Origin of the sequence: Mucilaginibacter gynuensis, assembly GCF_039541195.1 — a bacterium.
In the GTDB taxonomy this organism is placed as follows: domain Bacteria; phylum Bacteroidota; class Bacteroidia; order Sphingobacteriales; family Sphingobacteriaceae; genus Mucilaginibacter; species Mucilaginibacter gynuensis.
Map to the genome: position 1 here is coordinate 25,290 of NZ_BAABFT010000007.1, position 21,359 is coordinate 46,648.

16 protein-coding genes are annotated in these 21,359 nt (G+C 44.4%); 5 read left to right on the forward strand and 11 right to left on the reverse strand.

Annotated elements, in window-relative coordinates; all coding sequences use genetic code 11:
* The first annotated feature begins 226 nt into the window (after positions 1-226).
* Positions 227-499, forward strand: coding sequence for a hypothetical protein (locus ABD894_RS14600; RefSeq protein ID WP_345211791.1), 273 nt, complete (start codon positions 227-229; stop codon positions 497-499).
* 305 nt (positions 500-804) lie between these two features.
* On the opposite strand, the gene ABD894_RS14605 is transcribed toward ABD894_RS14600, so the two are convergent.
* Positions 805-1,740, reverse strand: coding sequence for a thymidylate synthase (locus ABD894_RS14605; RefSeq protein WP_345211792.1), 936 nt, complete (start codon positions 1,738-1,740; stop codon positions 805-807).
* Positions 1,737-2,513 (reverse strand): dCTP deaminase domain-containing protein, encoded by a 777-nt coding sequence (locus ABD894_RS14610; protein WP_345211793.1) that lies wholly within the window; start codon positions 2,511-2,513, stop codon positions 1,737-1,739. Before ABD894_RS14610 ends, ABD894_RS14605 begins: the two co-directional genes overlap by 4 nt.
* Before the next feature lie 367 nt (positions 2,514-2,880).
* Here ABD894_RS14610 and ABD894_RS14615 point away from each other — a divergent pair, with 367 nt between their 5' ends.
* From ABD894_RS14615 to ABD894_RS14630, 4 genes are read left to right on the forward strand one after another with little or no spacing between them, the layout of a single operon-like run.
* Positions 2,881-3,183 carry a hypothetical protein gene (locus tag ABD894_RS14615; protein ID WP_345211794.1) on the forward strand — a complete coding sequence of 101 codons (303 nt, stop codon included), beginning with the start codon at positions 2,881-2,883 and terminating at the stop codon, positions 3,181-3,183.
* A complete protein-coding gene (locus ABD894_RS14620) occupies positions 3,183-4,223 on the forward strand; it encodes a hypothetical protein (RefSeq protein WP_345211795.1) in 1,041 nt (346 codons plus the stop codon). Before ABD894_RS14615 ends, ABD894_RS14620 begins: the two co-directional genes overlap by 1 nt.
* 33 nt (positions 4,224-4,256) lie before the next feature.
* Entirely contained in the window at positions 4,257-4,769 is a 513-nt protein-coding gene (locus ABD894_RS14625; protein WP_345211796.1) for a hypothetical protein, read from the forward strand.
* Positions 4,770-4,771: 2 nt separating this feature from the next.
* Positions 4,772-5,689 (forward strand): hypothetical protein, encoded by a 918-nt coding sequence (locus ABD894_RS14630; protein WP_345211797.1) that lies wholly within the window; start codon positions 4,772-4,774, stop codon positions 5,687-5,689.
* A 139-nt stretch (positions 5,690-5,828) separates the two neighbouring features.
* On the opposite strand, the gene ABD894_RS28160 is transcribed toward ABD894_RS14630, so the two are convergent.
* The 9 genes from ABD894_RS28160 to ABD894_RS14665 form a co-directional block, all read right to left on the reverse strand.
* Complete coding sequence (locus ABD894_RS28160) at positions 5,829-6,035, reverse strand: DUF418 domain-containing protein (RefSeq protein ID WP_425562961.1); 207 nt, start codon at positions 6,033-6,035, stop codon at positions 5,829-5,831.
* Between the two features lie 3 nt (positions 6,036-6,038).
* Positions 6,039-6,236, reverse strand: coding sequence for a ParB N-terminal domain-containing protein (locus ABD894_RS28165; protein ID WP_425562968.1), 198 nt, complete (start codon positions 6,234-6,236; stop codon positions 6,039-6,041).
* A gap of 452 nt (positions 6,237-6,688) precedes the next feature.
* Positions 6,689-7,771: a hypothetical protein gene (locus tag ABD894_RS14635; RefSeq protein WP_345211798.1), complete on the reverse strand. Its 1,083-nt coding sequence runs from the start codon at positions 7,769-7,771 to the stop codon at positions 6,689-6,691.
* The gene (drmB, locus tag ABD894_RS14640) at positions 7,768-9,804 is read right to left on the reverse strand and encodes a DrmB family protein (RefSeq protein ID WP_345211799.1); all 2,037 of its coding nucleotides are present in this window, start codon (positions 9,802-9,804) and stop codon (positions 7,768-7,770) included. Before drmB ends, ABD894_RS14635 begins: the two co-directional genes overlap by 4 nt.
* An 11-nt stretch (positions 9,805-9,815) precedes the next feature.
* Entirely contained in the window at positions 9,816-13,970 is a 4,155-nt protein-coding gene (locus ABD894_RS14645; protein ID WP_345211800.1) for a helicase-related protein, read from the reverse strand.
* Complete coding sequence (locus tag ABD894_RS14650; protein WP_345211801.1) at positions 13,967-16,324, reverse strand: hypothetical protein; 2,358 nt, start codon at positions 16,322-16,324, stop codon at positions 13,967-13,969. The genes ABD894_RS14645 and ABD894_RS14650 overlap by 4 nt, the downstream gene beginning before the upstream one ends.
* Entirely contained in the window at positions 16,315-17,991 is a 1,677-nt protein-coding gene (locus ABD894_RS14655; RefSeq protein WP_345211802.1) for an NERD domain-containing protein, read from the reverse strand. The genes ABD894_RS14650 and ABD894_RS14655 overlap by 10 nt, the downstream gene beginning before the upstream one ends.
* A gap of 1 nt (position 17,992) precedes the next feature.
* Positions 17,993-19,714: a DNA cytosine methyltransferase gene (locus tag ABD894_RS14660; RefSeq protein ID WP_345211803.1), complete on the reverse strand. Its 1,722-nt coding sequence runs from the start codon at positions 19,712-19,714 to the stop codon at positions 17,993-17,995.
* Positions 19,707-20,186, reverse strand: a complete 480-nt coding sequence (locus ABD894_RS14665; protein WP_345211804.1) for a very short patch repair endonuclease — start codon at positions 20,184-20,186, stop codon at positions 19,707-19,709. Before ABD894_RS14665 ends, ABD894_RS14660 begins: the two co-directional genes overlap by 8 nt.
* Between the last annotated feature and the right edge of the window lie 1,173 nt (positions 20,187-21,359).

A 21,359-nucleotide genomic window follows, 5' to 3' on the forward strand; every position in this document is an offset into this window, starting at 1 on the left:
TGTCGAGCAAATGCGTGCTTTAAATAAATTGGAGCACTTTTAGCGAACCCTAATTGTGTGGAATTCGAACAATCTTTTAGGTGCGATTCACAACGGACTAAATTAACAAAGAAGTTCATAAGGGAGAATGTTCTCAAAGCTCTTTTTAACAATTAAAAACATTTGTCGCATATTAAGTAATTTAGGGAAGTAAAATATTGCAAGGTTATCAACAAAATGTAGACTCATGAAATTAATTCGTGCAATGACAAGTTTTTGGAAAGTACACGATTTCCCTTATATACGAGCAGTAGAAATCTCTGATGAAGAATTATTGAAAATATCTTTAGTTCTTACCAGAGAAGACTTAATTGAGTGGCTTATCTGGAATGATCGTAACGGCATTTATAGCGATGAAGATTCTATAAATGAGTTCGGACAAGCCATTACTCGAGAAGAAGCATTAAAGATTTTTATTCGCCAAATAACTGAGAACAGGCCACTAATGCGTTTAATATGATTTCGTAGTTTGTTCCGAAATTAAATCAATGGAGTATTGAGGGTACTACACGGATAAGTGGTGAAACCATTTCTGCGGATTTAGAATAATGATAGTTGACTTAGAGAGCTAGACTAAATGTTCCGAGGAGCAGGGACGCATCAAAAATAAATGGTAATTACATACTAACAGAAATTCGGAGCATAAGTTGAAAGTGAAATATTATTAGCTTTACGACGAGTGGATTATGTGATAGAGGTAATTACGTGGATGATTTGCCAAGTAAGTATTCCCTGGCAAAATTCATTTAGCACAGCGTCTGCAGGTCAAACCAGTTCTTGATAAGGATTGTGTTTTAAAAAATCTAAGTTGCCGGAATTTGTTACAAAGTGGTTTTTTTTCAGATAATAATGGAACAAGATTTCCAATAGCTCCTTCCAATAGTTATCGATCTGAAGATGTTCGATTTCTGCAAACGTCATTTTACCCGATCTTATTTTTCTTTCAGTACGAAGAAAAAATTCCGTTTCATCAGTCCTAACTGGGGGCATTTCAAAGGCTTCGTGTTGCACATTGCCAATGATCTGTTCTGCCATGTCATAGTGCCGTTCATAGATATGCATAGAACCGGCCATGTGATGGTAAATACCTACGTCTAGGCTCAATTCGAATGCCATCAACTCCTGGAGATAAGAGAAAAAGAAAAAATCAAAAGGCAATCCCCATATAGCATCATTGCTTCGCATGTTCACGATAATATCCACACAATTATTCCTAACCAAAAACTGTAGTGAGATCGTGCAGGACACGTCCGGTATGGTTTCATCGATATCGCCAGACGTGTCAAATAACCCGATAACCGCACGTCTGGACTGGTGATCATTTTTTAAAACGGCAGTCACCTTATCCCATTGACTTTTCCTTGACGGTCCTTTATTGAAAATCTTTTTTCCATAACAACTGCCGGTAATTATTTTTTGATCAGCTGAGTAATATTTCCATCCGGACAAATAGCTGGTGATAAACTCGAGATCATTAGATACGGCAAGATGCCAGGAAAGCTCTCCCAGCGCTGCGGCAAAATTCCAATTACGCCCATTAAGCGTAGTGATACGTTTCCTGGGATTGGTAACTGCAAAAAAGAAAGGTGTGATTTCTTTGGTTATTAAACCACGTGTTTTTACATCAGTACCATTTTCAAGGAGGTCTTTTAGTAAGTAAAGTTGCGCATCATTGATGCTGTCGAATCGTAGCTCGCTCATTTCTTTATTTTTGATTCCAGTAATTTCAGGCGTTTTTCATTCACCTTCATATCATTGCTTATACTGTCAAGCTTTTTCAACAGGCTATTGTTTTGATTTACAAGTAACGTATTCTGTATATCGTAACTTTTAACAATCTTATCCTGGTCTTTTTCACTAGCCGTTTTGTTCTGGAAATACATCCCGATTCCAAAACTGGCGGCGCTGAAAATGATTCCAAGGCCGATCAGCGCTTTCATAACCTTGTTGAAAACTTCAATACTGACAGAGTTTAAATTTAAGAATTTTTTCGAAAGATAATCTGTATTAGCCTGACGATCTTGGACATATTTATCCATTTTGCGTAAAACTGGATTTTTGCCCATGCTTTCAGCATCGCTTTTATAGTCGCTGTTCATATGCGCAAAAGTCAGCCGGAGGCATGGCTCTCCAACCTGCAAAGATTGATCACTTTTCCCGAAATTGATTAGCAGCGTTGACAGATAGCCGTCATATTCCGGATCAATAATGCCGATATTAGTCGCCATAATCCCTTTCTGTGTCAGAGATGTTTTAACATGGGCAAATCCGATTATGCCTTTAGTCAGTTTGATTCTTTCCTTGAAAACAACGATTGCCATGCCCTGTGGAGGAAGTTTGTAATAATCGTGTTTACCGCCCTTCATGTCAATGATCTGGCAGGTGCTTAGATCATAACTGCCGTTTCTCAGATGTTTTTCATCTAGCTCATCGATAAGCGCCTTTTCCAGAATTTCTTTTCTATTGAGAATCATACAAACGTTTTAACCTATGCAAAATTAGTCAATATGAGTATTCCACGTAAATGTATCCCATAAATTTTCAAAACGGATACATGGAATGGATAGATATTCCGCTACCGTCGAAAATGGTAATAACATTTTTATAGCGTATTGACCCCGGATAGGTATTGACGGCATTGCTGGAGCATTATAAAGTATTAAATCTTCCTTTAATTAATCCTGTATTAGCCAATAATAGTTTTTCCTGTTCCTAAGTAAATTTCCGGCTTTACCGTGAATCATCGGGTTTTTCACAAATAAAAATCAATTATATTTTTAGCTTGACAAATTTAAATTAATTGCCTAATATTGAGTTAATTAACCTAAATAACTTTACACAATGGCAAATCACGTAAAATTTGAATCCAAGGTTGAAGGTGCTGCAATAGACCTTGTAATTTTCGACATTGAGGGCGTTCAGGTTTCTGCCGGCCCGCTTTCAATCAAATATGAAAAGGACATCAATGATGGAACGCTAAATGTTGATTACAAAATTGGAGGGCCTAATGGAGCGAGCTTCAAGATTAAGTACAGTTGTACCAGCGACGGGCAGCCGAAAACAGATCTGCAAAAGCCATCCCCGATAACAGGTTCAATAGCCGAGAACGGCGGTGTAATTGTTACCATCAAAATTCCATTATAATGCGTTATGTCCTGACGATCATAATTATATTGTTTGTTGGACAAACAGTATATGCACAGGATTTCATTACCGATCGCAATAACGCAGGCAAGCCCGTCTTCTTCAAGAGCCCGTCAGATACGGGAAAGGTCATTCTATTTTCATTGGGGGCAAATGTTTCTGACGCAACCGCAATAAAGCTGAATGTCTATAACCATAAATGGGGCACAAAGCCTCGAAATTATACCACAGGAAGCGGCACTGATATCGTGAAGCATACGGATCTGACTGCCCACGGTTGGGGAGCCTATGTTAATACAAAAAACAAAGAAGGGGTTGCCAAGATATTCAAATCCGGAAATTTTGATCCTGGAGTTACGGGTGGAGGGTATTATGCATGGAATTTTTATCGGACGAGAACAGAAAATGGCAAATTTAAAACGAGTAATAGTAACCTGATATTAAATGGCGATGTCAGTTTCGGCAGCTATCAGCTATATGACAGTAAAGCTGACTTTACCAAGCAATTAACAACAAAGAATTTTGTTGGTCCGGTTATCGGATTAGGTTACTTGATTCGTCCGACAAAATCTAATGGGAACGTTTATTGGACTGGCTCAGTCTCATGGGCCCGCACAAACAACTATGACGATCTGGACACCTACGATATAAAGAATGACTCATTGATCAGTGCTAATGGCATTACCAGAAAAGTCACGAAGATGAACCCAAACGGCGACACGTATGCAGATGCCGGCAGCTATGAACAATTCAATGAATATAGGTTTAGATTGGGGTACACGTTTATACCGGCTAATCTGATTAACCGATTTGGATTCAGTGTTTACCCTTCCGTCTACATTGGTGGTAAGAAGTCTGCCAGATTGAATACCGGGCTATCGTTGAGCTATCTTGAGGAGGGGAACCCAACTGTTTCAATATTCAATTTAAGTTTTGAATTTACCGACATCAGCAATTCGGCAGAATCTTCAAAATCATTTTTGAAACGAACGTTTAAAGTAGGCCTATCAACCAATCTGAATGTTTTCAAGAAGCTTTAGTATGTAATAAGTCATGAAAAAACACTATATCTTTTGGCATTTTTGTCACTCGTCATTTTTGTTTATTCGACTTTCGATATTTTTAATCGATTTTCGGAACCAACTTTCAGTTTTACAGGTTCGGTATATGGATTTGAAGACAACGGCAAAACTGACGAGTCGGACGACCTGGCTAATCTCTTTAAAGCCAAAATAAAAACTGCCACGGAAACAGCAAAGCAGGATCAACAGACTTACTTTTTAGTCAGTCTTTTGGTTACAGCTTTAACGGCTGCCTCTACATTAGTAGCCACTATTCAAGCCGCGAAGAGTGGTTCGGCCCTCGGCAAAGCACAACCTTCGGTAATTATTATCGGAGTGCTGACTTTTTGTTCCACGATAGCAAGCGCGGTAAGCACAAGGTTAAACGAGGTTAAGACTGAAGACGCTAAAAAAGTAACGGAAATTATAACTCTTCGTGACGCTTTTTTTACAGACTACGATAAAGCGTCCGACGCTCAAAAGCACAACGTGGTTGTAACATATAAGCGGAAATTAGAAATCTAAGTATGTTCAGCTTTAATCGCAGAAGGATTCTTGATAGAGGTTTCCTTACGACCGCTATTCTGCTTATAATGGCAGGTTGTCGTCATAAGCCTGAGCTTGATGGCAATGCTATTGAAAATCAAATTATAAAGGAAGCTGATATCAGGCGTGCATTTCCAGATTTACAATTGTTAAAGGAAATTCTGACAGATGTAAACTGCGCGGATTCCGCCCTACTGGGAAAAAAGATTGTGCTGGCAGATGAATACCATTCGAAAGACACAACAGAAATTCTTTTAATTCCATTTCAACCCAATGGCAAGAACTACCAGTCTTCGGCATATTCGAATATCAACGGAAGATATATTTTAATCAATCCGGAATACATACTTGACTTTACCAGAAAATATTCTTTAAATGCAGATTCATCCTTCCGGCCTGTGCTTGAATTAATGCTTCTTCACGAAGTCGGACATTTTCTACTGCGCAAAAACGGTTATTTCGACAAGTTAAATGGCACCGGTATAAAATTGGGGCAACAACGAAGTGATTCCGAACCGGAGTTTATGACGATGGTCAAAAAAATCGAACTCAGTGCAGATTCTCTTGCAATCGATATGGTAAAGCGAAAACTAACTTCAAAAACACAACCTTGTCTGAATATTGCCATGTCAGTGCAACTTATCATCCCCGGTATGCAGTTCATGATCTCGGGTAGGCGAATGATCGACAGGTTTGGAGAGTCGAACATTCAATTTCTGCATGACCCGAGCAATGACCATCCAAATCTCGAGTTAAGGGTCATTTTCATGAATTACTTTCTGAATCCAAATGACGGGCTAAAACAGATGATCGACGATTATATTTATGAAAGAACAGTGGCCCCTGTTCATCGCCAGGAATTCGACCCCAAAATCTTCAACGAACAAGAAAAAGACTAGACGGAAAATGACCTGAGCTATCACTGCGTTATAGTTTTTTTGAGATTTTTAAAGGATTTTTAAGTTTTATACTGTGAACAAGGTAAAGATGAATTTACCAACATCGGAAGGAACAATTGGATCGCGAACCGTTATATCTTCATTTTTTGCCTTTTCCCGTAAGCAAGACTACGCCATGCCCATTCAACGAGGCCAAACCTGAATATTTTAACCAAAGCGTGCTGACAATGATCCGAAGCAAGAAAATCAATACAGCAAACATTTTTAATGCAAACGGACCGAACTGTCCCATCAGTCCCATCCCTATACCGTAAATGTGGTAATACCAATAAGTGTTTGAAGCCAACGGTTATGGATTTTGGAAGAAAATTGGCTCTAATAAGATATATTTTCTAGGCCCAACCGAATCATCTTGATATACAGTCACTGGAACATTCACCACTGCACTTTGGATGGATTCTTTTAAATCATCTAAATCCTTGGGATCGAAAATAAGACGAGGATTATTCGGATTAGCAAATATATCTTTGACAGGTATATCTATTATTTAAATTTATCATAAGATTCCGACGAAAATTATTTTTCTAAAGTACTTTATTAAATTACTCTTCAAATTCTAAAATACATTATGCCATTATTTCTACGTAACAGCTATAGTTGTGACATGAATTAAGAGAAATAATTCTTTCGTAGATAATTATTGTACCCTTAACTAACCACTTCTAAATAAAATCGGTATTGTCCTATATGCCGCGCCAAAGACGGTTTTTGGGAAATTTTTTATAAGCATCTAATACAACGAAAAGCTGATCCAGACCTTCTTTCATCTCGATTAAGTCAATGTCGATCATAAGTGACATCTTATTTTTTGCCTGCAGATTATTTAAAATTTGTCCATTTAAAATAATGCAACCTTGCTTATACCTGCCAATGTCGGGTCCCTTTTTGGCCAACTTAATATCGATGTTCCAATAGCTGTTAGTATTTTTGATACAACATCTATTCAAAGAAAATGTAATTTTCCGATAAAACTTGTGCGTATGTACTGGAATCCATGTCTAACGATGCACCGTTCCGTAAAAATTTGTTGATCTCTAAAAAAGTCGGTGGGCGACCTGCATTATTTCGTTTATAAGTTTCGATAAAATATGCATTTTTAGCCGGTAGTGGTGTAGTACAAGCGAGTGCCATTAGCTCCGACCAATCGAACGCGCTAAGGTCCTGAAAGAAAATGGTGTTCATGCTTAAGCGTACCTGGAACTCCGCGATCTTTGTCAGGTAATTTTTGGTGTTAGCCTGACTGCGAAAAGAACCGTCCCGTAACGCTTCTGATGGCTGATGAACATCTGTGAGTGGTGAGTTGAAGACCTCTGGCAATAGTTCAGCAAAGGATAGATTAAGCCTTTCCAATAATGGTTTGAGATCCACTTTTAAGCTTTGTGGATCCAGGGGACGATATAGTTCGTAGAACTTATGGATAAGGACCAACCCTTTATAAATATTATATGTCCGGGTAAAGTAAACGTTCCATAATTTGGTATAGTTCAAAAGAAAAAGCTCCAATTCTTCGTTCGTTATGCCCTTGGTGATATACGTTATCAATTGATCGATCAGTTTATTGGTGACCGGATTGTTCCTGCCGTCCTCTGTCTTCCAATCTCCATGCAAAAGTTCCAGTTTATCGGTAAAATAATGTTTGAGGAAGCCTTTGGTAAAGCTGCCATCATGTGGCGAATACTTCTGCTCGAAGAAAGCACGGAACGGGTCATTGCCCAGTTCAAGGTATTTTATAGCGGAAGCGCCTATCTGCGAGCTGATCGCATCGGAATGTGGATCGAGATAGATACTGTACAGTAGCCAGCGCTTTTCCAAGTTCCCGAAAATTTCCAGAACATCTAAGTAAAAAGCGACCTTTTTAGGAACATCGTATTTTACATTTTCATAATGCAGCCGCATGCGGCGACGTGCCTCTGTCCTGATGCGATCGCCATACTTTGACGCTCGTTCAGATCCGGCAAGTCCCTTTAACGGGATATAAAGCTCGAACCTTAAGAAGTTCTCGTTGTTCCGGCTGAAGCTCATTTTAATAGGTTCATTATTTCCTTGAAAAAGCCGTTGTCCTGATCAATGAGCACTTGTCGGTCGAGGTAGATGTTCCTGTGCTCGCACGAGGTCTCGCTGACCAATCCACAAGCAAAACAAGAGGCTAAGTTGAGCTCGAACAGGCCCTGGCCTTCCGATTTCCAACACAGCGGATCGCTATTACAGATAGTAGCTCGGAGCAAGGCACTGCGGAACAGGTCGTTAAGATTACCTTCCCGGGTCTGAGCGATCAATCCGCCCATGCTACCTTCGGCACCCTCAGCGGTATAGATCAAGCAGCCATACATCTTGGTCTCCTCATCGTTCGAAACGAACAAACGTTCGGACAATGACGCTGTAGGATAACCACAACGAAACTCGAGTTCCCGCATGATCAAATGCGAGAAAGTGTGGACCATATAGAGTTGCCAGTTCCCGGTTTGACCAAACAACGTCGCTCCGGTGGCAAAGCGGTTACGTCTTCGTCTGAACAGACGCCCAAATCGTTCCACATCGGTATTCCAGCTCTGGATCAGTACTTGATCAAAAGCGATGAATATCCCTTCCCCAAAGTTCTCTACGACAGGATAAGCAAGCACTTCTTCTGGTCTTGATCGGAAAACGTTACGGTTCAGGATATCGGAACCACTTCCTTCATACGGTTCCACTCTGGAAAAATCGAGTTGAGCTGAGGTGATCTTCAGGCGATCGATCCTCAGTATCCGATGAAAATAGGGTCTGAACAAGGAATCAAGATTAAAAGTGACATCGTTCACTAATAGGTCATTACGAGATATATTGATCAGTTCCACCGAGCTATTGGCGAGTGCGTTGTATTCTTGATAACGGAACCTATTGTCTCGGTCTTCATCATTGGTAGCGGGAACATCTGTGCTCAGATCAGCACGTAGAACCTCGATCTTTTCTTGGAGCTCGCCGCAAAGAGCGAACTGCCTGCTTTCCATGGCTTTTTGGAGTTCGATCTCTAGGTCACGTATCTGTAGTTCACGCGCATCTTTGAAAAGTTCCGGCGGCATGAAGATGCTGGTCAAGGTACGAGCGAAGTAAAGATTATTACCCGTGGTCAGTGCGATCCTGGTATCGTCGCGCCGGCATAGTTCGGTACGGGGTTGTGTTCTTCTTACCTCGGCTTTCCCATAATAGCTTTCCGCACCGCCTGTTTCTGACTCCCAGGGTCTATGACCCGGACAAACGATCTTCACGCTCATAATACCCTTGAGCGAAACACCTCGGTTGCACTCGCATCCTGGCGTGTTGCATTTCAGCCATTTACCATCAAATCCGGTAGCATTGGCGGCTGTTTCGCTGATCTGGATATCTGGTCGATCACAACAGCTCGGCATATTATAAAGCTCGACTGGATTGCTAAGGTCGTGAGGTTGTACGGTGCGCCAACGTAAAAAGCTAGACCACGGAAAGTCACTGATATGACCATTCTTGCACAGCAGCACAATATTATCCTGTTTTAACAACACCGTTCCCTCGACGGGGTTACCGTTCCGTTGAAAGTTCTGCCGGTATTTTGGCGGGAAGAACTTATCATGATCCGTGCCCCAAAGTGTGTGCCATTGTTGATAGGTTTTCAGGTGGTCCCTGCGGTCAAAGAAGACCTTTGGAAGGAATTGGCTATTCACCGCTAAAAAGGTCCTGTTATCATCTATCGTACGGTAGAAATCATCCACTTCAATATTGGGTACGAGTGTGAGGAACAACAAGTTCTCGGTAGCCTTACTTCCTTTCAGCTCTCTCAGTAATCTTTCGTCGTTGGAAAAATAGATGCCGTGAAGACCCGCTTGTTCCTTAACATACGCTTCTGGTTCCTTCCTGAGCTGTAACGAGTGTTGATAGATCTCATTGACCTTGATGAGGAAGCCCCATTCTTCGATACAGGAAATGATGACACTGCCGTACCCGGTATGAATGAGCGAGCCGGGGCCGCCGTAAGCAGATAATAGTTTATATTTACTAACGGCCTCGTTGGCGTGTCTATTGAGCGATTCTTTCTTTGCCATTTGTGCAAGGTCTATTGTTGTACGGTCTTGATCACGACCGAAGGCGCGATCTCTCGGAGCGATTCTTTAACGTTCCAGTTATTGTCCCGAGCTTCGTTGTTCCTGGGTGCGAACAGCGAACTCGGGCTGACAGTGTCGCGATATTTAATATTCAGGGTGGGATCTTGGCCGCTGATGCGTTCAAGCCACCGTTTGACCAACAGGTCATCGAGCTGGTAACCAATATCTTCGAGTTCTTCTTCCGTGATGATCCCTTCAATATGACTGGATATCCCTGTAGTACGATCTTTGAGATATGCATTGAGCTTCTCCGCGCGTTCGTGCAGTTTCCGCATGGCCCTCGTGACCTTTTGTTTGACCGTTGCGATCTTCTGCAGATCGATGGCGTTGGCATCTTCGTTGTTTAAAAGGCCCAGCTGGGTATCGTGTCTGATGATCACCGCCAGGTACATGGCGAAATAACGGTCTAGCGCTTTGTTCGCAAATGGGGTCACCGATATGGGTTCTACATAACTGTAGAACTTCTCGTGGAACTCCTTAAATCGCTGGTAATGTGAAATATCCCTGGAACGGAAAGGATGGTGAACGGTGAAAACGATGCCTTCTTTATCGCGCGCAACACGACTGGATGCTTGAATGTACTCAGCGGTATTGCGTGGCATGGAATTGATCAGCATCGTATTGAAACGGGACACGTCGATCCCCACCGAGATCATATTGGTCGCAATGACCAGTTCTGGTGGGATATTAGCTTTCGTGAGCTCCCAGGTCTTTTCGATCGATGAAAGGTTGGACTTCACTTCTTCGCCTGAAAGCCTTCCTGTAAGCTCTGAGTCCAATATCTCTTCGTTCCTCTTGACGATCCGGTTCAACAGGTTCCATGGTAGCGTGTTCTTAATGATCAGGCTCAGATCACCAGGTAGATAATGAGTGAGCTGGGATTGGGTCTTACCTACTTCTTTCAGACTGTTGAAATAGGTCAGCACAGTATGGTAGTAGTCGAACGCTTTGTTGAACTCGGCGTAGGCTGGTCCTGAGCAAAAGATTTCATCGTAGTCAAATCGCTCGAGCATGAACTTTACCCTGTGAGCCAGACAGATCGACGCTAAGCGCAGTTGCATCCACACCTGTGTCTTCCCAACGGGTAAAAGTCCAATATAGCGCCGGTTCGAAGCATATTCGGTCACCTGTTCAGGATTTCGTTTGTAGAAAGAAAAGAAGGCATCATCACAAGTGATCCCTTGTTTTGGGAAGATCTCGCAGCGTCGGTCGAAAAGTGCGAATATTTGCTTGTCGGTGTTCCGGGTCGTCGCGGTGGAAGTGATCACTTTAGGTCTGACCAATAGCTGACCGGATGGGTAGGTACAAAGCTCATCCACGCTTTTTTCGAACAAGCCGACCGCCGATCCCAAAGGCCCTAATAACAGGTGCAACTCATCCTGGATGATCAGTTCAGGCGGTATTCGATCGTATTGATAGCCTTTGCCAAGCAGGCGCCTGGAGTCATCATTCCGTTGCTGAGAGCCGGTAGCGATCTTGTTGGCCAGCGCAGCGAACTTATCGACCGTCCCAAACAGCAGGGTTGGCGGATATTTGTATATATCCTCATCGAACAGGCGAAGGGGCAGACTTTTGTTCTCATTCGGCCTTCTCGCGTGAAAGGTACAACCTACTGTATTACACATGATCGTCAACTTATCATTGATCCCATAACGATCGCGATCCGGTTCGATGTTGGCTAGGTTCTGAACTTTGAACAGTGCACCGCCACACCATGGACATTCCGTATGAGGCAAGCTGGTCGTGACTTGTTTCCCATCCCTCACTTGTTGCGCGATCTGATCTAAGGCCTTCCGCATATCTGGCCATTTGTTCGGTAGGGAACCTTTGCCGACGAAAAGGCCGATGGTGATTCTTTCGATTCCTAAGGTATGTCCACCAGGTATGGCGAACCCATCCTTACGGATCGTTTCGAGTGCACAAATCAATAGTGTTGCACGTTGGAACTGTTGCAAGGTCAAAAGCCGTAAAGTATAACGCATCAACACGGTGGTGCCGCCGCCCCGTTCTTCAGGATGCGTGAATCGGCGGTAAGCGATGCAAAATGCAATGATTCCTAAATAGGCCTCTGTCTTACCACCACCCGTAGGGAACCAGACCAGGTCGGCCAGTTCGTTCCTTTCCGGCCAGCCCATACCAAAAATGTCCTTGACCGTGTGGTCATCCGTAGCCGGGCGCACGAAAGCATCAATATTGAGGAGAATGAAGGCCAACTGGAAAGACCGCCATTTGTATTCGTCCATTAGAGATACTCCCTGATAAAAGGCCGCATTATTCTCCAGCGGCACGAAAGGTTGTTGGTCGCCTTTTTTTGCGGCCTTGATCATCGACCCGTGATGCAGTTGCATGAACATGGCCGTATTCATCACCCGAAAGGCAGTGAACGCTATAGCATCCCCTGCCAACAAACGGATGTTCCGGCACAAACGGTCGCGATCAGCTTCGCAGGCCCTTAATTGTTTTTCAAGCAGTCGTTTACCAACTTCGCCGACATCACTGTGTTCTAGGTCTAGCCATTTGACTGCGATCCAATCTGCATAAGCGGTCACCATCGACCGGAGATCGGACAAGACATCTTCATTGGTCCTGCTGCTCAGGGTCGAAAGATCACGGATGGCTAGCACGCTGTCGTTGAAAAGCCCGATAATCTCCTGATCTTGTACCTTGCTTGGCTTAAAATCCACATTAGGGGTGTCCTGTTGCGGAATGAACTCGGTTGCTACATAGCGCTGATTTACCCCCCGAAGCAAGCCCCAGGTCACGGAGGTGTTGTAGCCTTCCGCATAATCCTTGTACTCTCGATAGAGCAATTTGTTAAAGCTGTCCTCTTCGTCGATGATCAAAAGGTTCGGCGGATTATAGGCCGTGAACGCGCTACTTGCAACTTCGCTCACGGTTACTTTGACCCCAAAGAACGCAAGTTCATTGGCCCGGTCCTTTTTGTTCAATTGTTCAGGTTCGTCGGGGCGAAGTTCTATGATACCTTTGTTGACCAACACAAGTTTTACATATACCGCGTCGTTTTCATGGATGTATTGATAGTTCAAGGCGAGCAATGGAAATCCAGGTACAGATATTTCATCACGCTGGACGTTCGAACCATTGAATGCCGGTAGTTGAAGCGGGACCTCGTGCGAACGGGCTTCCCAGATCGATGTGGGGAAATTCCGCCTGGAGCTTGTACGGTAGATGGCCTTAAGCTCATTGAGGTATACCTTGAGCTGCTGATAGATTTCTAATTGCTCGATCAGGGTGCGTAATGAGCCAAAGTTATAGGGGGCTTCGATCAGCCGACGTTGGATCTCATCCAGCAAGTTCTCTTCGTACAGCGTTATCGTCGGATATTCCACACCATCGTAGGTCTTAGTGACCGCGCGATAGTATTCCTTATCGGGAAAGAGGGTTTCGATCAGGGGAACGACCGTGTCCCGCAACAGGCGATCAAGGTGTATGTAGTCGAGTGCATATAGATGTTGATTGATATCTACCCCGGGCAACATGTACAGGAACAAGTTACCGTCCAGTTCAATGGTACTGAACAGGCTGTTAAAACGATTGGCGACGATCTCAGCCGTCTGGGTCGGATAGCGTGCTATCCATATACCCAGTCTGCGATCCTGGCTTTCGTGTTGGCGGACCCTTTGGTATTGCCGGAAACTGATCGTGGTCAACAGGGCTTCCTCCGGCTTAACGCCATTGGTCAAAGCAAAGGAAAGCCCGCAAGTGTTAGGGTAGTTCTGATTCTTGCTCGAGATACTTTGTTCGTGGTCATCATTGAAACCTTCGTCGTCAGCTTTGGGTACGGAGCTTCCCTCATTTCCATCATCATTACCCTCATTTTCATCATCGCCAGACAGTTCAACGGCTTCGTCCGCTGTCATTGAGATCGGAAAAAGTATAGCCGAACTATATAGATAGGCAGGCAGTTCGGCAATGACCTCATTCTTGTTGTCCGCAGCATCGCACTTATCCAAAGCTTTCCCCGTAAATTCGTTCGTGTCCCAATCTGCGGTAAAGACAAGGTGTTTATTGAACGCACCGGGGCCGACGATCTGTGATACGACGAACTTTTCGAGGTCGTCCCTTTTTTCAATAATAGGGTTCATAAGGTAATCGGGTTAATCTGTTCTATTTTTTGCAGGCTGACCTTATCGCAGATCTCGTTGATCAATGCGATCGCATCCTTTTTGTTCTCTTTCGCATTGACACCCGGATCGGGAAGCTTAGCCAGCAGGGTCGTAATCTGTTCCAGTACCAGATCGCTCACGTTGACACCAAAGCTTTCCGTGTCGATCATGAGCGTAAGAATCTGGGAATAGATCGCCTTCAGCAGGTTGATATCTTCCTGGCATTTGACCGCGTTCCAAGCGGTACGGCTATCTCCGATCCGTAAACGTTGACAGATGAGCATCCAATCCTGTTTCGCGCGTGGCATATGCAGTTCGACCAAACTGCTATGATTGTTGAGGTAATCTTTTTCGAAAGTCTGTTTGCTAACGGAAAGTCCCTGCCGTTTAAGCGTGTCAAAGATGTTGGCATCCTGCTCTTCAAGCTCTTTGAGGTGTTGGTGCCAATTTCGGGCCTCATCAGAAAGGGTGATCAATCGGTCGACCATATTCTTCAAGTCCATGTTCTTGATGACCTCGTCGATCGGAACGAACAGGGTACCGGGATCCAGTACCGCAGCGATGGTACGGATCAATGTTCCGTTCTGACTGATCAACACCGGAGCGGTGGCCAGTAACGTACATTTCCCTCCACTCGTAAGGATTTCCAGATGCTCGGGAGGTTTTCGTTCGATGCTTTTTCTTTCTTTGACCGCTACACGCTCCACGAGTTCGGCTGATGAAAGATCAGTGATCGTTCCTGGCTGATCGTCCAATTGCTCCTCTTCGTCATTGACCACCAGTACGTTGTTGAACGCTCTCAATGCCGCCCTTGATGATCTAAGCACGTTCTCGCTAAGGATTTTCCACTGATCCGAACGCACGGGATAGCGTTCATCCAGCGCTTCGCGCAGACCACCTGTCAACGCATCGAAATGGTGTTTTAGGGCTAAATATCGGGTGAAGGGCTGGTAGGTATAGAACAAGAAATCGGGAACGACGATCTGCAAATTCTCCGGATCATCGGAAAATGTGATATTGTTCAACAAGATTATATTGAAAGCATCCAAAAGATAGACCCGACCGCCTTGTGTCAGCGCCTGATCGATCTCATCACTGAGAACAACGTGCTTAAAACGGGCGTCAAGATACTCTTGAAGCGAGAAGATAATTTCTTTATGGACCATAGACCTCGGCAATACGACCGTGCCATGAGGATCTGACAGTATGAATCGGTCGATCCAGTTCAGCTCGTGGGTGAGCTCGATAATGTGCCAGCAATTGCTCAATAATTGGCCCGAGATTTCCGGATAGTCCCGTTTGAACTGTGTCTTCCAATGATCGATGGTGTGACCATGATGCACACAAAGCAACCATTTTACCGGGAAGGGACTTGTGAAGGCACTGAACTTAGCTACGTTCCATTCATAACGCAAAGCACGAAGACAAGCGATCAGTTCAGGTCCGCAATCGGTACTTTTGATGGAGAACCGATCGGTGACATGAAGTATGTCGTCCTCTTTTCCAAGACCGATCTCAGCCCTGGTCAACAGGAGATCTTGCGGTTCCACTTCCATGTGTGTGAATCGGTTGGATAACGCAATACGGCATATTTTGGATCGCCCCCGGAACTCATTGATTACTGCTGCGCTTACATCGACATGATAAGGATAGGTAAAAACGACACATCTTTGCAGGTCGGCTTCCCACAGCGCATCCAACACGGCATCCCTGTGGTCGTGATCATGCCGGAAGTCTTCCGTACAAAGCATTTGGGCAAAGGCTTTTTCGGCAAAATGCTCAGCGGTCTGCTTGATGAACAAGGTCAGGTCGCGTTCCATATCCAACATCACGGCGTAAGGTATCAGATTATCTCTACCGATGACCGTTAACAGCGCGAACGCATCGGCAACTATTTCTTTTCGGCCATCGATCTGTTCACTACGGAACAGGGGCAGAAAACGATCGGTCGATATTTGGATATCCTGAGCAAAACGGTGTGATTTGTGATCCGTGCTGTGATGAGCGATCAGGAAATCCGTTTGCTGTCGCTGATAACGGTCCGCGATCCGATAAGCCCTGACATCGAACAAGCTTGCCCCGGATTGATCGATTACCGGCCCTATGGCCATTATCCTGATCAAGAGGTCCAGCCAGTACTGGTATTCGATTAGCAAGGGCATAATCTCCTTGTGATAACAAGGTATCTTGAGCGCAAGCTCTTTGGCATCTGAGCTTAACCATTTGTGATACCAACTTCCGACCAAGAACAACAATGGCTCCCTTTCATGTATAAAGTTTCCCCTGTCCTTCATGACCGTGATCACGGTACTATGTAACTTGTTCAGCTCCATAGCACGCATTTGAATGAATAGATCGCTCTTGTCACACCGATGTAGTTCTCCGTTCTTGAGCGGTCATCCAAGCTAGTAGTAATGAGCACAACATGCTCGGCCTCTAATCCTCTGAACTTGATCGGAGTGGTATACCTGATCTTCAGGTTCTTGACGTTGATGTTTTTCTCGGTCAATTCTTCGATGGAGCGGGCGAAATAATCTTGGACTAACTTGCTGAACTCATCGAGCAGTTGATACCTGACCAAGATGATATACTTGGATGGGTCCTGTTGTGCTTCATCCATCAAATCCTTCAATACGGTTAGCCGAGTGACCAGATCATGGGCAGGTGAACATAATTGCGCATGATCATCCTCTAATTTTTTGTACTGACCGTTCAGCAAAAGCATCGCCACATCAGCAATACGCTTGTTCTGCGTGCAGCGCCAAGTGGTATCGAACAAATAATGAACGAAGCTGCCTTCCAGCAAAAAGTCAGCGTACCAGTCAATGTCCTTGAAGTTCCGGATGATCGCTTGTTCCGGGTCATATAGGACGAGGAATTTCGGCTGATCGGATGTTTCCACTTGATCGATCAGTTGATCTAATCCCTTATCGAAGAACTCCTGCGCCTCATCGATGATCAAGAAATCGACATGTTCCTTACTGATCGTTCCGGCCATATCAGGATGATAGATGCGGAAATCGATCAAATTCGGATCTAATTTGTACTCTTCGCAGATCAGGTGCCGCATCTTGGCGCGCAACAATTGATTGGCGCAGAAGTAAATGCCTTTATGTTGTTTGATGAGATTTTCGGCCAGGAACTTAGTAGCGAGCACCGTTTTGCCAGTGCCTGGGCCTCCCTGGACCATCACCTTTCTGTTCCTGCGCAGGCCTTTCAGGATCTCGTAGTTCTCTTCTAAGATGATCTCGTTCCTGATTTTTTCTGGATCGAAACCGTACGTGGTCTGCACTGGGAACAGCTCGCTGCGGAGCCTGCTTATTTCCCGTTTGTTCAGGAGCGGGAACCGCTCCCAGGCCCGGGGCTCGATCCGATCCTTGTTCAAATGCTGATGGAGCTGTTCGATGATCTTCCGGCGGGAGCTTTTGGCCAGCCGTACGAGGAATTCATGAAAAAGCAGGGTTCTGGCATGTTCAGTGTCCTTCTTATCGAGATCTGCTTTTGAAAAGAACAGGTAATCATATGCGGACAATTGAGGGCCTTTAAGCACAAAGTTAGCTTCATGCGGAAAAACGACCGCCCTATAAATGAAAGGCGATGAATCGATCAGCGCGCGTAAAGAATGTACGTATTCCTTAACTTGGTTGAAAGGGTTCTGTGCCTCGTACCGCTTGCTCCTGTCGCTGCTATCATAGGAATAGAAGACATCATGGCTGTCGACCTCGATGGCACCACCCTTGACCTCGATGATGAGCAGACCATATTTGCTCAGGACCAAAAAATCGATCTGGCCCTCCACCTTTTGCCCACTAAAAGGATGCGAAGAAAGGTTGTAATTGTGTTTGACGTACCAGTTCTCGTCTTTTAAAAGTTCAAGATCATTGAATTTGTTCAGCTCCTGATAGATCCAGATTTCGCCGTGCAGCGGACTCTTGTCCGGCTTGCGGATACAACTGGCCAGATTATGCCTTGGATAATTATCGATGAAGTGAACAGGCATATCAATGGATCTCTGGTGTATTGGCGACCGTGGCTATTTTGTTGACCCCGTACAGCGCCATGACCTGGCGCTGTGGCACTGCTCTTTTATTTGGAAAGATGATCTGGCCTTGTTGTTCAAAAACCGCATCGACAGCATATAGCTCAATGATCGCCGCGAGTCTTTCGATCAGTCTCGTCGGTTCCAGATAGTTTTCCAGGTCCTGTTGTTGCTCATACATCGATTGCAGGCGCGTCGCATCAGCGATACGTTCAGAAAAACCGTTGTTGATGACCTCAATGAAACGCTGCCCATTCGGAAATGTCCGGATGATGGGTTCCAGTTCCCGGAACTGTTCGTCCTCGAAGTTCATGGTCGGAAAGCCATCCCCATTGCCGTATTGGACCGATGTCATCCAGCGAAATTCGGTCTCTTCCGTGTTAGTGATATCGTAATTGGAAAGCGTGACGGTAATGTTACCGTCCTTAAAAGGGTGCCTTCTGAACCTTGATCCTTTGTTCCGTACCGGTGGGTCATTGAACAAAGCTTCCTGGAAGGTGTTCAGGTTCTTGACCCCTTTCAATTTAGGCATTCTTCTGATTAACGGTTCGGTAATTGGTGGCAAGCCCATCGCGCTCCTTACAGTTGCCGCGAAGTTCCTGCCGACCGACGGACAGACCGCGTTACCCGCCAAGCGCCATTTCGCGCCTTCAGAGCCCAGGAACTGATAACTTGCCGGAAAGCTCATCAATGTAGCGGCCTCTCGGACGGTTGGCGTCCTGAATTCTCCATCACCGTTCCGGCCATATTCTGACCGGTAGATGATCGCTTCCCTGGAAGTACCGATCTTGGTCGCCGTAATGGTCCGGCTTGGTTTGTTCTCATTCTCCGGGAAGGACATTATGCCCATATAAGGATGGTTGATCTTCAAATGCATCGAGTTCCTCCATTCAGACCCATATAGCCCTGTATCATAGAAATGATCGGTCAATAATGCTCTGCTCAGGTTCAGTCCCGGATATAGTGGGTCCGCGAACTGCCTATTGGACAGTGCAGCGTTCGGACTGGGCAAATGTTCCCGTATCAAACCTAAGGTCCGGTATACAGGTAGCTGGGGTACGGTCAGATCGCCCGGCTCTCGGTGCGTGGCAGGCGGCACGACCAAGCGCCGTAACCGGATGATATTACCGCTGATCGCTCTCTTTCTAGCCTGCGGAGATCCGTAGTCAGCAGAATTGATCACCACACTATGTTCCGCCATGGCGATCGCAACTGAGCTCGGCCTTTTACGGTGAGCCCTGGCCCAATCGTCCAGATCGAGATCACGGAAGGTGTAGACCGGGGCCAAATGCGCGATGGACTTGGTGACATTCTCCATGAACCAAGCCTGTAACTGTGACCCCGGCTGGTGTTTCTTTACCGCGATGATACGCAAGAACGCTTTGATCAATTGAAGCCCCAGTGATTTGTCGGCCTTACCCGAACGGTTCGAATTGGAAAAGCTCACACATGGTGGGCTGCCGATGATCACGGTCGTATCAGGTAATGCTTCGATCTTCTCTGTAGAATAGAGATAGTCCAGCATGTTCTGCACCTTACAGTCAAGGTCGAAATTATGATTGAAGGTATCGATGGCCGGTTTCCAATGATCGATCCCCATAACGATGGTGAACCCTTGCTGGCGAAAACCCTCCGAGAATCCCCCGGCGCCACAAAATAGATCAAGTACGGTCAGTTCATCCATGAATAGATAAGATATCGGTTTGGAGGTTGAAAATATGATTTTTTATATTATTTACAGTATCTGTGATGTTTTTTTTGAGTTCGCATTCCCAGACCGTGATCACCTTCCAGTTCATAGCGATCAATTGATCTCGCTTGGCGCGATCCCGGTCTACGTTCTTAGTGAACTTTTGAGACCAAAAATCTTGATTGCTTTTTGGTAGCGTTAAATTGCAGGTCGGACATCGGTGCCAAAAACAGCCGTGTACGAATATTGCTACTTTCTTTCCAGGGAACGCGATATCAGGACGGCCAGGCACATTTTTCCAGTTCAGCCGGTAACCCCTAATCCCACGCTGAAACAAAGCCTTTCGCAATAACAGCTCCGGTTTCGTATCCTTCGCTTTGTTCGCGCTCATGACCCTAGAGGTAGCTACCTTAGCCGGTACCGGTGCACGTCCATCCCTACTATATATCTTATCGTTAACGCTCATCAATAAATCATTGGCTAAGCTTGTAAATTTAATAGCTCTTCCTTGACAAACACGTTTGGTTTTTACAAAATCAAGTTATACGGTCAATACAAAGTTTTGGCAGCTATATTCCGTATTGTTGCACAAAACTTTATACAAAAATTTACCGATTCCAAAAGTTCGAAAACTACATATTAATTACCCTAACTCGGAAATTTTAAATTTTTATTTAAGATTATATTCGAGTCCCACTTTCTACTTGATGATCCGATGTATATTGGGGTTTGCTCTAAATCAATTCTAAAAAAAATAAAGCTAGTGAATTTGATCTGCTAATCAAAAGCAAGCCATGTTTTGGGCAGCCCAAAACGATTTGTCGGGACACCCAAACCCAATACACTTCACCATGTTCAGCATATAAAAAAGCTCATAGCAGGTACTGATATTTCCAGAATTATTTACCAATGCGCATTTTCTAATTAGCATCCCATCTTAAAAGCGTTTGAGTCTTATTTGTCAACTGGCAAAGGGGCTTTTTGAATAATCCACCAGGGGGCGTTTTGGTGTGTTTTCCACTTAGTCATCTAAAGTTCATTTTTCATTGCGGCAAGTATCTGAAAATGCATTATACAGGCATTGGTTGAGTTGAACCATAAACAACTTCAACGACCGAATCAATTAAAGGCTGTGACATATTCATACTATTTGAAGATGCATTTCGCCAGCCCTCATTGGATTTATGAAGAGTATAGTGAGTACCATACATAGTTATCCTGATCTCGTTCGGTTTTTGGTCTACAACATAAAAATAAAAAATACGGGTTTCGAGCTGCGCAGCTAATCTATCATTGTTCATTGTGTTGCAAAGATATCACTGCAGGGCTATAAAATAGCCCATTAGACAATAAAATTAGATTATTTAGTTGTATTGTAGTTAGTTAAAATAATAATAAGAAAGTAGTCATAATCTAACATTGTTTTAGCTCACTACGTTTGATTAGCAAGCAAGTAATTAACCTAATTTTCTATTTAAAGAATAAAGAAAACTAACATCATCGCGCCCATAACCACGGCATTTACTACCACTTTAATCGTCAGGTTTGTAAACGGAATTAGCGTGATCAGAAACACTATCCCTAATACGTAAGGAGGAAACGGATATGGTTTATGAAAAACAATGGGTAAAAAAATAAA

Coding starts and splice junctions, on each gene's coding strand:
- ABD894_RS14645 (WP_345211800.1), bottom strand. CDS start 13,970: ATGAACCCTATTATTGAAAAAAGGGACGACCTCGAAAAGTTCGTCGTA.
- ABD894_RS14650 (WP_345211801.1), bottom strand. CDS start 16,324: ATGGAGCTGAACAAGTTACATAGTACCGTGATCACGGTCATGAAGGAC.
- ABD894_RS14635 (WP_345211798.1), bottom strand. CDS start 7,771: ATGAGCTTCAGCCGGAACAACGAGAACTTCTTAAGGTTCGAGCTTTAT.
- ABD894_RS14600 (WP_345211791.1), top strand. CDS start 227: ATGAAATTAATTCGTGCAATGACAAGTTTTTGGAAAGTACACGATTTC.
- ABD894_RS14630 (WP_345211797.1), top strand. CDS start 4,772: ATGTTCAGCTTTAATCGCAGAAGGATTCTTGATAGAGGTTTCCTTACG.
- ABD894_RS14610 (WP_345211793.1), bottom strand. CDS start 2,513: ATGATTCTCAATAGAAAAGAAATTCTGGAAAAGGCGCTTATCGATGAG.
- ABD894_RS14660 (WP_345211803.1), bottom strand. CDS start 19,714: ATGGATGAACTGACCGTACTTGATCTATTTTGTGGCGCCGGGGGATTC.
- ABD894_RS14615 (WP_345211794.1), top strand. CDS start 2,881: ATGGCAAATCACGTAAAATTTGAATCCAAGGTTGAAGGTGCTGCAATA.
- ABD894_RS14665 (WP_345211804.1), bottom strand. CDS start 20,186: ATGAGCGTTAACGATAAGATATATAGTAGGGATGGACGTGCACCGGTA.
- ABD894_RS14655 (WP_345211802.1), bottom strand. CDS start 17,991: ATGCCTGTTCACTTCATCGATAATTATCCAAGGCATAATCTGGCCAGT.
- drmB (WP_345211799.1), bottom strand. CDS start 9,804: ATGGCAAAGAAAGAATCGCTCAATAGACACGCCAACGAGGCCGTTAGT.
- ABD894_RS14620 (WP_345211795.1), top strand. CDS start 3,183: ATGCGTTATGTCCTGACGATCATAATTATATTGTTTGTTGGACAAACA.
- ABD894_RS14605 (WP_345211792.1), bottom strand. CDS start 1,740: ATGAGCGAGCTACGATTCGACAGCATCAATGATGCGCAACTTTACTTA.